Source organism: Geosporobacter ferrireducens, assembly GCF_001750685.1.
Taxonomy (GTDB): Bacteria; Bacillota; Clostridia; order Peptostreptococcales; family Thermotaleaceae; genus Geosporobacter; species Geosporobacter ferrireducens.
Map to the genome: position 1 here is coordinate 4,579,399 of NZ_CP017269.1, position 13,385 is coordinate 4,592,783.

Below are 13,385 nucleotides of genomic sequence, written 5' to 3' on the forward strand. Positions count from 1 at the left end.
CAAGAACGTAACAGCGTGTTTATGTTCTTTTCAAAGATTTCCAGTATAATAAATCCGTTCCGTAGGTGGGCAAGGATTAAAGGAGTTTGATTGTGAACAAAGGAAGAAAAAAATGAATAGGGGGGCAGATATGTTTACAGCACAAGGAAAAGAAAAACGATTAACAAGGATTCTTTCGCTCTTTATTGCTGTGATGATTATGTTGTCTGGATTCTTAAATCCAATGACAGCACAAATTGTTTTCGCTAATACAGATGAAAAGAATCAAAGTATGACTACATTAACAACCGGTGATATCAGCTATGAGATTTCAGGGATAGCCCTTACTCCGGGAAAGGATGCTACTCAGTTGAACATTGCGTGGTATACCAACATGACTGCGACAAAAAGTGTAGTTCAGGTCGCCCAGAAGTCTGATGCGGTTGGTACAGCGTTTCCGGTGCATACGGCACATACATTTATAGGTAATGTAGCACCGGCATCAGAAGGGTATTTTTCTAACAAAGTCACGGTGACCGGACTGAAAGAAAATACTGCTTATGTATACCGTTTGGGAGACGGCAGTGATGAAAACTGGAGTCCTATCTATGATTATGCAACGAAAGCAACAGATGCATACAGCTTCCTGCTGGTAGGGGACCCTCAGATTGGTTCCAGCAACGTAACAAGCGACACCGCTGGTTGGGTAGATACCATGAGCAAAGCACTTACTGCATTTCCAGGTATAAGTTTTATGCTCTCAGCGGGAGATCAAGTCAATACCTCCAGTAGTGAAACTGAGTATACAGGATATTTTGCACCGGATCAGTTAAAGAGCTTGCCGGTTGTAACAACAATCGGAAATCATGATAACTCCATTCATTACGCTTATCACTTCCATGTTCCTAATGAGTCCTCTGAATATGGAATAACTGCTGCCGGTGGAGATTATTATTTCACCCATGGAGATACTTTGTTCATGGTACTCAATACCAATAATTCCAGCGGAGCAACCCACAAAGCTTTTATGCAGGAGGCCATTGAAGCCAATCCAACTGCGAAGTGGAAAATCGTCATGTTCCATCAATCCATCTACAGTTCGGCCAATCACTCTGTATCGTCTAGTATTACTTCTTTAAGACAGCAATTATTTCCTATTTTTGATGAGTTTGAAATCGATGTAGTATTGATGGGCCATGATCACTCTTATACGAGAACCTATCAGATGATGGGAGATATTCCTCAGAAGGATCAGCAGGTAAATGAGTATGGAGATGTGATCAATCCTACAGGAACATTGTATATCACTGCCAACTCCGGAAGCGGAAGCAAATATTACAATCTGCAGGCGGCACCAGAAGAATATGCGGCTGTAAGAGAGCAGCTTCGGGTACCTACATTCTCTCATATCACGGTCGATGAGAATTGTTTCTCGATCTCTACTTATCGAACGGACAACATGGCGTTGACAGACAGCTACACCATTCTAAAGATAGAATCGGAAAGTCTTGAAATCATAGCAGATACTCAAGAGCCTCTTCATGTAAAGAAAGAAGGGCGGGAAGCTGTATCATTGACTGCCCATTCAGATATTGCTCCTGCAGGATTTGCAGGATTTCAATGGAGATTCATCGAGAATAACGCAGGGTTAAGATTATCGGCAGAAACAGGAGCTTCTGTTACACTGGAGGTCATTAGAGGTACAAGCAATGATACGAAAGCAGGTACGGCGAAAGTAGAAGTAAGTTCTCCTTATGGGGGCACAGCCGTCTATGAGGTAAAAGTAAATGATCTGAATCTGATCATAGAGCCTGCTGCATATACAATGGTAAAGGGAGATAGCAAAGAATATAGAGTTTCTTCTGCGACAGATCCTCAGTATATGGATGCAGAAGATGGTCTAGGGTCCATTCAGTTGACAACAGCAGATCCTAGTATTGCTGCAGTCAACGGCAAAATAGTAACTGCAAAGGAAAATGGCAGTACAAAGATTACGGCAGAATTAAACGGAGTCAAAGCGGAGACAGTTGTAAGCGTCGTCTATGGTGCCAAACCGGCAGATGGCCTAGAATGGATAGCCAATATACCTGAGGAGATCTATGTGGGAGAACAGCTGCATCTAAAAGACTACCTCAGCATAACTCCAAACGATGCAACTGCTACTGTATATGAGTTTGTTTATGGAGAAGCAAACAACGATCATGTGAAAATTGACCTGAATGGAGTTCTGACGGCCCTCAGTCCGGTAAGTCATATGCTGGTCAATGCTAGAGTAAAAAGTGACGGAGCTGCTGAGTGGGTTAGTACTGCGGAGCACCAGTATCTAACCATCAAAGAGCCGGTTCTGAAAATAGAGACGACTATAGATTCTCCGCCTACTTTGCATCTTCGAAAACGATCCTCAATCTCACTGCAAGCGAAGAAAGGAAATGAGATAGTAGAGACTCCTATTGTATGGACAGTCGTAGAAGGGAACGGTATTCGGATCAGTACCGATGGCGTTGTGACTGCTGACAGAAATGCGGCAGACCAATATACCATTCGAGCACAGGCCAATGTTGGTGGGATCACTTTCGAAGGATTTTATTATGGCAAAGTATATAAAGATGTAGTAATAGAGATCCAAAAAAATGGGAAACCAGTGGAAAAAGACTATGTGGATATTATGTCTTTACTTCCAGACCCTACCCAAAAGCCTATTGTTTATACAGCAAACATAGTTACTCCAGTCTATTTTGATCAAGGGGATGACCAAATCCAAGGATGGTCCTCCAGCAATACAAAGATTGCAGCAGTTATTCCTGGAGCAACAAAAGATACCGTCAATGTCATAGGACAAAGCATAACCCAAGCCTATATCATTGTTAAAACCATCGGCGGCGCAGAAGGTAAAGTTGAGCTAAACATAACAAAAAAATTGGATGCCATTGGCTTCAAAGAAGGGCTGAAGACCAAGGTTAAAGTAGGAGAGACTGTCAGATACAGAGAAGAAGATATTATTTTCAATCCTGCCACTGCTGTATATGTTCCTGGAGGCATTCCGCCTTACCCATTCCCCACGGGAGTTGAGGTAGCGATTCAAGATCCTAGTATTGCAGTGGTCAATAATGATGGATATTTAACCGGTGTATCTGTAGGCAATACCAAATTAATCGTTACGGTGATAACCTACGATAATCAGCGAGTAAGCAATACACTGGATATAACCGTATATGACAATGAGCAGCCAGAAGAACCTAAGGATTATAATCCTACAGGAATCGCACTCAATCCGGGAGCCAATGCCACAGAGCTTAACTTTGCCTGGTATATAGAAGAAGGATTTACTGCAAATGCAGTACAGATTGCAAAAAAATCAGATATGACAGGTACGGACTTTCCAGATTCAAAAGCAGTTATATTTACAGGTACGATTTCAAGTGCAGTCACAGGGCATTTAACCAATAAAGTAACCGTCACAGGACTTGAAGAGTCTACCGAGTATGTATATCGTGTGGGTGATGGAGAAAACTGGGGGCCTGTATATAGGTATACGACACGAAAAACTGATGCTTATAGCTTCCTGCTGGTTGGAGATCCGCAGATCGGCTCCAGTAATGTAGCCAATGATACAGCCGGCTGGGTGAATACCATGTCTAAAGCAGTCAGTGCTTTTTCAGATATAAGCTTTATGATGTCGGCAGGAGATCAGGTGGAAACTGCCACCAACGAAACCCATTATACCGGTTATTTTACCCCAGAAGAGCTAAAAAGCCTTCCTGTGGCAACAACCGCCGGAAACCATGACAATGCAGTCAACTACAAATATCACTTTAATCGCCCCAATGAATCGGCGCAATACGGGGTTACTAATGCCGGTGGAGATTATTACTTTACTCATGGAAATGCCCTGTATATGATACTAAACTCTAACAATACCAGCGGGGCCACCCACAAAGCCTTTATGGAGGAGGCGATAGCAGCCAATCCAAATGTGCAGTGGAAGATTGTGATGTACCATCACTCTATATACAGCTCTGCCAGTCATTCGACTTCTTCTGCAATTACAAACTTGAGAGCACAGCTATTCCCGGTTTTTGATGAGTTAGGGATTGACGTTGTCTTAAGCGGCCACGACCATTCCTATACCAGATCTTATCAGATGAAAGGGGATATACCGCAGAAAGATCAGATGATCGGTGAGGATGGAGCAGTCATCAATCCTACGGGGACACTATACATTACTGCAAACTCTGCCAGCGGCAGCAAATACTACAACCTGCAGTCCATACCGGAGGCCTATGCGGCTGTTAGAGAACAGTTTCGCGTACCGACTTTCTCTCATGTATCCATAGACGACCAGAGTTTTACCATTACTACCTATAGAGTGGATACCATGGAAGTGACAGATACCTATACAATCAGAAAAACCAGTGAAGAAATCGATCAGACAATAGAAGAAGTAATTCTTGCAGCCGATGGAACAACCATGCCAGCTGAGCCATCCGTATTCTATAAAGATATCAAACTGAGCTTGACAGCGAAGAACAAGGATGGATATACGCTGGATCTATCTGCGTCCGACATCGTATATAAGACAGACTGTGAAGAAATCATCGAAATATCACAAAACGGAAATATCCTTGTAAAGACAAAACCGGAAAAGAGTATGACAGCAAAGATCTGGGCAGAAGTCACCAAAGAACAACGAACCATAACCAGTAATTCGGTATTTGTAGAGATAAAACTGGTAACAGATGAGATTCTATTCAAGAGAGGCAGTGTGTGGAAGTACTTGGATGATGGATCAGATCAAGGAACTGCATGGAGAGCGGTAGATTTTGACGATGGTTCATGGAAAAGCGGTCAGGCACCACTGGGATATCCCCTGGATGAAACCCGGCCTACCTTTGGAAGCATCAAAACACTTATCAGCTATGGAAATAATGCCAATAACAAATATGCCACCAGTTATTTTAGGACAGAATTTACGGTAGAGGATCTATCTGCTATTGGAAAGTCAGGTTTGATAGAATTCGGTATAGATGACAGTGTGATCCTTTATCTCAATGGACATGAAATCGGCAGATATAACCTGCCAGCAGGAGAAATCCCATACAACAAATACGTGAATGAATATCCCGGATTCAGTGATACACCGGAAAATAGATATGAGACATTTTATTTGAATGAAGCAGCTCTGTCTCATCTGGTAGAGGGTGCCAATGTACTGGCAGCGGAGGTACATCAAGATCGTCCAAGCAGTTCGGACGTATATTGGGATATGGAGTTCATCGTACCGATTGAAGAAGAACAAGAAGAAGTAGTAGTAGATAAGTCTGCACTTGCAGAAGTGATCCAAATTGCCCAAAAGCTGAAGGCAGAAGATTACACAGCAGAAAGCTGGAAGGAACTGGAACGTATTCTGTTAGAAGTCATCGCTCTTATGGATGACGATGCGGCAACCCAAGAAGCAGTAAATGTGGCAGTCGTAAAGGTACAAACAGCCATCAGTAGTCTGATTGAGGCAGAAGAGGAGGATGCTATTGTCCCTGGAGCACCTGCCAATGTACGTGCAGTTTCCAATGGCCGATACTCTGTAACCATTACCTGGGATCAGGTAGAAGGTGCAGAAGGATACAACATATATCGCTCTGCTGCTGAAAACGGCACATATACCTTGCTCCATAGTCTATCTGAAAATACGACTTCCTATAGCAACACCGGGCTTTCATCAGGAACCCGATACTATTATAAAGTATCTGCTGTCAATGCAAAAGGAGAGTCTCCATTCTCCGGTATAGTATCTGCCAGAACCGATAGTGCAAGTAGTGGCGGCGGAAGCGGTAACCAAAACACTGGGAATCAGGAACCGGTCAAAACTCCTGAGCCGCTGGAAGAAAAGAAGGAAGAGAATAAAATAGATACAAAAATCGACGATGGACAGAAACCAGCAGAAACACCCATACAGTCCGTCCCGATTAAGCAGTTCCAAGACCTTGGAAACCATGACTGGGCAAAGAGTGCTATCGAGCAATTAGCTGCCAAGGGGATTATCAAGGGAACCTCAGAGGATTCTTTTGAACCGGGCAAGAATATCATTCGAGCGGATTTCATTGTATTGCTGATAAGAGCCTTAGAGATCGAAACGCCGTCTGCTGCACATACGAATTTCCGGGATGTAGTCAGTGACGCCTATTACTACGAAGCGTTAGGAGCTGCAAAGGAACAGGGAATTGTATCGGGAATGGGTGAAAACCTATTCTATCCAAAAGCAGAGATCACAAGGCAGGATCTGATGGTCATGGCAGCCAGAGCCCTAGAAAAGAGCGGAAAGCTGCAGATTGCAGATTCGACTAAAGAGCTGGAAGGTTTTAAAGATGCATCACAGGTCGCTTCTTATGCCCAGAATGCAGTAGCTGCATTAATTCGAGCAGGTATCATCAATGGAAACGGAGATGGTACACTGAATCCGAAAGGAACAGCTACAAGAGCAGAGGCAGCAGTGATTATCTGTAACATACTGACAAAACTGAACTAAATGAAGTGAGAAAGTGAGATGCTCCCCTTATGGTAGGCAGTTTGAACAATAAAAACTGTTTATTGTAAGGAGGAGCATTTCATTTAATATTTCATCTTCAAAGGTGGCTATAGCACAATTAGAACCTGCCCATATATTTCCGTTTTCAAGCTATAAAACTAAATATAAATAAAAATAAAAAAGGAAGAGATTGACAAGCAGCTAAATTATGGTAAAATATGAATGTTAGATCAATCTAACATTCCATCAAGAGAAAAAGTTAGATTTTGCTAACATTTTTTAAAATAAAAAAGTTAGTTCAATCTAACATTTAAAATAAAGGAGGAGGTCATATATGCAAAAACCTGTAAGAAAAGGGAAACGAGGCATGGCTTTGTTATTAGCTATGTTCTTAATGTTTTCTTGCTTTACTATGCCATCAATGGCTACTACATCTGGTTATACCTATAAAGACGGCGTGTATAACGGTAGTGGTAGCGGCCATGGAGGGGCGCTATCGGTATTGGTTACCGTTGAATCTGGAAAAATTTCCAACATTGAGGTCGGAGCGAATAATGAAACGCCCAGTTATTTAGCACAAGCAAAAGCGGTAATTGATGATATTATTAATACGCAAAGTACCGACGTAGATGCAATTTCTGGTGCAACAAAGAGTAGTAGGGCAATTCTTGAAGCTGTAGATTCTGCACTTGAAAAGGCCTATTCAAGCATTTTTGATTCTGGTTATGGAACTGAAAAATCTCCATTTATTATTGCAAGCTTAGAGCAGCTACAAGAATTCCGCAATACTGTAAATCAAGGACAGGCTTACGCTAATCAATATATCAGGCTAGTTAGTAATATTGATATCAGTGGAAGAGAATGGATACCCATTAACAACTTTGCTGGGACTTTTGATGGTGCAAGTCATGTAATTAGCGGATTAACCATTGGAACTTCATCAACTCCTGCAGATTCTGTCAACGGGGGACTGTTTGGAACGCTTTCAGCAACTGCAGTGGTTAAAAATTTAGGAATTAGTAATGTTGCTATTTACATATCCAATAGTGCTGCTGCTTATGCCGGTGGTTTAGCTGCAAGAACCAGTAGTGGTTCCACTGCTGGAGGAACCATCATAGATAATTGTTATGTAACTGGGAGCCGTGTTTCTTCTGAAACAACAGCGAATACAATTGCTTTTGCAGGGGGCTTGGTTGGCTCCTTAGGCTCTTACAGTAATATCACCAACTGCTGGACAGATATTTCAGTAGAGGCAAAATCGGGTTCTACTATGTCTGCTTATGCCGGTGGACTGACTTCTCTTGCTGGAAACAATATAACGGTTGCAAATTGCTATACATTGGGAGAAATCACTGCCACCAGTGCAAATCTAACGAATGGTGCGATCGTCGGTGGATTGTTTGGAATGCAGAGTGGGAAGTCTTATAACTGCTATTCACTAAGCTCGGTTACAGCGAATAATGTAACCGAAGCTGTATACCAAACGCCTAAGTATAGCTTGGCTGGAGCATTGGCAGGACAAGTTACCGGTAATGGAATCATGGACCGAATGTTTTATAGTGTAGATACTGCTGTGACCGTAAACAATGCAGTGTATAATCCAATTCCAGCTGTTGGAATAGGTGCAAGCAATACAGAACCTACAAGTCTTTATGGTTTAGCAGGAAGCAGCATGATATCAGAAACCTTAGTAGATGCACTAAATAATGGATTAAAGCTGTTAAACCAAAGCAATATCATTCTCCCTAGCGGTGTTTCCATGCATGCATGGGAGCTTTCTGGCGGAAAGGTGACTTTAAGTGATAAAATCTATATTAATGATGAAATTGACAGCGGCATTTTTGCAGGGGGCAACGGAACTGTAAAAAATCCTTATATCATCGAGACAGAAGAGCAGCTGCGAACCTTTGCAGTATCCTTAAACGAAGCAGTTGATTATTCGGGTATATATATCAAACTCGCAGGAGATATTGATGTGAACGGTGAGGACTGGATTCCTATCGGACAGGGTAAGTATGCTTTCCGAGGAACCTTTGACGGGGACGGATATAAGATCAAAGGCCTTAAATACGGTAGTGAAGAGAATGCAAAGGATGCTACCAATGATATCTATGTAGCGCTTTTCGGAGTTATAGGCACGAATGGATTCGTTAAGAATCTGGGACTGGTTGATGTTAGTATTTATAATGCTGGGAAAAATTCTGTAAATTCAGCTGCTATTGCAGGATACCTTGAAGGCGGTGGCATTGATAATTGTTATGCAACAGGTATGATAAGCAGCAAAACTACAGTCAAAGGCAATAATTTTGTCGGCGGTTTAGTTGCCAATCAGTATAAAGGCTATATCATCAACAGCTGGGCCGATGTGGATGTGCGTTCAGAGGCAGTAGGCCAGCATCTGTCAGAGGCAGGCGGCTTAGTTTCTCTTAATAACCGGGGGTTAATAGCCAACTGCTATACATTGGGCAATGCTTCAGGAGATGCGGTTAGAGCAGCGGAAGGTATGGCTTATGTCAGTAATCTGGTCGCATGCCAGGCGGGTACAATTATAAACTGCTATGTATTAGGGGATACAATATCTGATTCCTATTCATATTATGTAGGTGCTATTTCTGGTATGACTACTGGTATTGGTAAAGGATATTTGTCTTATTACAATAAGGAAGCAGTTCAAACAATCGATCAACAGGTGCCGAATCCCTTTGTGGCGGTAGGAACTACCATTAACATGACCGAAGACGGTATTACCTATAGTGGTTTCAACTATGGATTAAAGGGTTATACGCTTGCAGAAATGAAATCTAATGATTTTGCATTGCTTTTGAATAGCAATTTTGAATCCTTCCCCGTTGAGCTTTCCGAATGGCTGCCTACAGGGACAACGTTGAAAACATGGGCCTATGATAACTCAAAAAATCTTGTAACACTTACTTCTGATGATGCTGTGACTACCTATGTTCCTGTGGTTATTGAGGCAGAGGGCGATGTCACCTATAAGCCAGGCAATTACTTTGGACGGGCCTACAATGAAGGCCGCGAGATTATCGTAAGAATTGCGGTTACAGAGGATGAGATTGAAACGATTGAAGTTACAAAGCACAATGAAGGGGATAGTTTTGATACTGAAGACCTAATTGATGCAGTACTTCTAGAACAAGGCACAAAGATTCATTACGACACAAACAACAGCTCATTGACTGCAATGCTTAAGGCTATTGATGCTGCGCTCAAGAAAGCTGAAGTGGGAGATACAACGGGTTATGGGAAAGTAGATCCAGCTATTTTCGCAGGAGGTACTGGCAAAGAAACAAATCCTTATCAAATTTCTTCAGTTCAGGAGCTAATAGCCTTTGCAGCATCTATTAATGTTGATGAAGGATATGAGGGTGCTTATATTGTGCTGACGAAGGACATTTCCTTAAAAGGGATCGACTGGATTCCTACCGGAAGTGGTAATGCAGCTTACCCATTCCGAGGAAGCTTTGATGGTGCAGGGCACACCATCAGCGATATGACCATCGGCAGTGAAGGGGAACCAATGACATACCAGTATGTTGGGCTCTTTGGGTATGGAAATCGTGCACAGATAAAAAATGTAAATCTAACCAATGCTTATATCAATAATTATTATAAAGGGAATGGTCGTGCTTATGCTGGTGTGCTTGCTGGGGCAGTAGAAAACGGTACCTATATTGCTAATTGTTCTGCACAGGGTATACTAACCAATCGTTCGAAAAATCAGTGTTACACAGGCGGGCTTGTGAGTTTTACATCTGGCACGGATAGCGCTGTAGGTTACGTTATCAACTGCTATACAAATGTAGACATTACCGGCATATCCGACAGCTCTTGGGTTTATCTTGGCGGAATATCCGGGTTGAATAATCGTACGTATATCATTAACTGCTATACACTGGGTGATGCTGCCTCAGACAGTACGGTTAACGTTAACAAGACATCAACAGGCGGTATAGCAGGATTCCAAGCAGGTTATGTGAGAAATTGCTATGCATTAGGGAATGTGAAGAGTGTGCTTTCCGCTACAGACGTGGGTGGTTACGCAGGCAGACATACGGGGATAGCTACAACTTACTATGCGTATTACAATACCGATGCAATCCATTACTCTGGAAATACCCTTCTCAAGCCAACGCCAGGGGTAGGGGTTTATGTTCCATCTTCAAGTACGGGACTGGTTACAGCAGTGAGCGTAGAGGGAAAAATGAAAAATTATTTGAAGAGTGCAGAATTTGCTGCTGTACTCAATCAAAATATGACCGATGAAAATGTGACGAATGTATTACCGGATGATATTGCATTGAAATCATGGGTATATGATCAAGCTCTTGATTTGGTTGTATTTGCAAAGGGTTCTAATGACCCAGATAATGGTTCTGGCAGTTCCGGAGGTTCCCGCGGCTCAAGTTCAAATACTTCTGAGGGTACAGCTTCAGAACCGACAAAGGATGCGGACAGTGCTCTCAAAGAAGCTTTGGAAAAAACAGGAGAAGCAAGGATAAAATTGGAAATCGGTCAGGCAACACTTACTGCCGAAACGCTTCAAGACATTAACAGTACAAATTCAATTATTATGGAAGGTGCAGGTGTTCGCGTGGAATTCCCTAAAAAATCCTTATTCAGTGACGATCTTCTCAAGTCAGCACCGGGTGTAGATACTCATGTAGATATTGTTATGAAATCCCTTGATGACGCGAAACAGAAAGAGTTACTATCCAAAGCCAATCTAGGTGAATCCACTGGCATCTTTGAGATTGGGGGCTTAGTATTTGAACTGACTGCAGAAATTGTTAGCATTGATGGTGCAGATAACATTACACGTACCAAAATCAGCAGCTTTAGCGAGCCAGTGAAAATTGCTATAGATTTGTCTTCGGTCAATATGAATCAAGTAGACGTAACAAAGCTCACAGCTGTTCGATATGTCACCGATGCTGCTGGCAATGTGACACTGGTGAAATTAGGTGGTTCCTATGATCCGCAGACCAAAGAATTTAGTTTCTATACTGATAGCTTTAGCTATTATGGGGTATTGAAAGCTGACAACCTGATATATATTAGCCTAAGTATCGGCGAACCTTCGGTTACGGTTAATGGTGCTCAGAAAACCTTGGACGTACCAGCTGTCATCATGAACGACCGTACGATGGTACCTCTACGATTTATAGCGGAAACCCTACAGGCTCATGTTGAGTGGAAGGAAGCCACTCGCAGTGTAGAAATTACAAAAGATGGGAAAAAGATAGAGCTGGTGCTGGGAAAGACTGGTCCAGGTCTTGATGTTCCTGCTATTGTACAAGATGGGCGTACTTTAGTACCACTCCGATATGTGGTGGAAGCTTTAGAGGCCAATGTGCTTTGGCACCCATCACTTCATAGGGTGGATATTGTGAACTAAAAAGATGAATAAGGATTTTCTATAATAAATAGGCTGATTAAGAGGGAACCTCTTTAATCAGCCTGAAATTTTTTATTTAAATGTAAAAACTTCTCCATTGCATAGATAGAATCACTGCTAATTACATGCTCAATAGCACAGGCATCTTTGTCTGCAGTAGCTGGATCAATATTTAAAATTTCTATAAAAAAATCATGAATAACCTGATGTTTTTTTGAAGTAAATTCTGCCAAACTTAACCCTGCTGGTGTAAGAAATATTTCTTTATACTTTTCATTGATGATTAATCCCTTTTCAGAAAGGGTTGCCATAGCACGATTGGTACTGGCTTTGGTTACCCCTAATCGCTCTGCAATATCCGATAGCCTGACTCCAGCTCCATCTTTTGAAAGTTCATAGATTGCTTCCAGATAGTTCTCCATTGCAAAGGTTAACTTCTTCATTTGCTTCTCTCTCCTTTGTAGTTACCCTTATCCAGGGAATAACCACGTATATATTATAGCGCAGCTTAAGGGAACTGTTAAATTACCTGTAGTTTATCAGCTTTTTATCTAAAAATCAACGTTTTAAGAATTAAGGAGAATTTTAGAATAAAATACTGCTGAATTGGCTTTGTAGATCTAAATTCCTAATGTTTTTATTTCTCTTGTAGCTTTTAAATTTTATTAGAAGCTTCAAAATAGATCAATCTATTCTTATTATTTTTTACGAAAATAACCCCTTCTATTTTTAGAAGGGGCTTTTGTAATCAATTTGTTTTCATAATTATTCAGGTAACCTTTCAAACATCTCTACATTTCAATGCCTACATCCTCTGGTAGCTTTTTGAGTTTATGATAGGCAAAGGTTCCTCGAATGCTATTTATAAAAGCTGTACAAAATACAATCATCATAAAGTCAACCTTGGGGCCGTAATCTATCATCATAATGATTTTCTCAATGATATAGAGGCTAAAACCCAACACAGAAGCTATTCTTGACATCTTGCGAATGCCAAATCCAATGGCTAAAAAGGCTGCAACGTCAATAAATCCAGAAAGACCAATATCAAATAATTGTAACCCAGCCACTCCTAAAATGATCATTAATGTTGTCATACCACTGATTACCATTGATGCATAAAATCCTTGTTTAGCTAGGGATTTAGCTCCTTCAACATCTGTTATTTTGTTTTTCATAACATTTCTCCTTTGACTGTAATTTCACTTACACTTATTGTATTTTGTATTCAATAAGTTCATGTATGGAATTTTATACAATCACTCTATTTATTTCAAGTTTTTCCCACTGAAATAGGACTATTCCACCAGGAGTTATAGTCCTTAAGTTTCACTTTTCTATTAAATCCATAACGCTTGTGACCTTGCTTGAAATCAACTATTTATTCTAGAAAGGTTTTAACTACAGCCATTGCATTGTGAACTGTTGCATCAATCAAAAGTATGACCGATGTGGACATCTATTTCAGGA

Annotated in this window: 4 protein-coding genes; 2 read left to right on the forward strand and 2 right to left on the reverse strand. The window is 41.4% G+C overall.

Annotated features, from left to right (window positions below):
- The first annotated feature begins 130 nt into the window (after window positions 1-130).
- Window positions 131-6,499, forward strand: a complete 6,369-nt coding sequence (locus Gferi_RS21525; RefSeq protein ID WP_069980177.1) for an S-layer homology domain-containing protein — start codon at window positions 131-133, stop codon at window positions 6,497-6,499.
- Between the two features lie 334 nt (window positions 6,500-6,833).
- Window positions 6,834-11,915, forward strand: coding sequence for a stalk domain-containing protein (locus Gferi_RS21530; protein WP_069980179.1), 5,082 nt, complete (start codon window positions 6,834-6,836; stop codon window positions 11,913-11,915).
- A 53-nt stretch (window positions 11,916-11,968) separates the two neighbouring features.
- Here Gferi_RS21530 and Gferi_RS21535 read toward each other — a convergent pair whose 3' ends face one another.
- A complete protein-coding gene (locus tag Gferi_RS21535; protein ID WP_069980181.1) occupies window positions 11,969-12,358 on the reverse strand; it encodes a metal-dependent transcriptional regulator in 390 nt (129 codons plus the stop codon).
- Window positions 12,359-12,706: 348 nt separating this feature from the next.
- The gene (locus Gferi_RS21540; RefSeq protein WP_069980183.1) at window positions 12,707-13,093 is read right to left on the reverse strand and encodes a hypothetical protein; all 387 of its coding nucleotides are present in this window, start codon (window positions 13,091-13,093) and stop codon (window positions 12,707-12,709) included.
- Between the last annotated feature and the right edge of the window lie 292 nt (window positions 13,094-13,385).

Coding starts and splice junctions, on each gene's coding strand:
- Gferi_RS21535 (WP_069980181.1), bottom strand. CDS start 12,358: ATGAAGAAGTTAACCTTTGCAATGGAGAACTATCTGGAAGCAATCTAT.
- Gferi_RS21540 (WP_069980183.1), bottom strand. CDS start 13,093: ATGAAAAACAAAATAACAGATGTTGAAGGAGCTAAATCCCTAGCTAAA.
- Gferi_RS21530 (WP_069980179.1), top strand. CDS start 6,834: ATGCAAAAACCTGTAAGAAAAGGGAAACGAGGCATGGCTTTGTTATTA.
- Gferi_RS21525 (WP_069980177.1), top strand. CDS start 131: ATGTTTACAGCACAAGGAAAAGAAAAACGATTAACAAGGATTCTTTCG.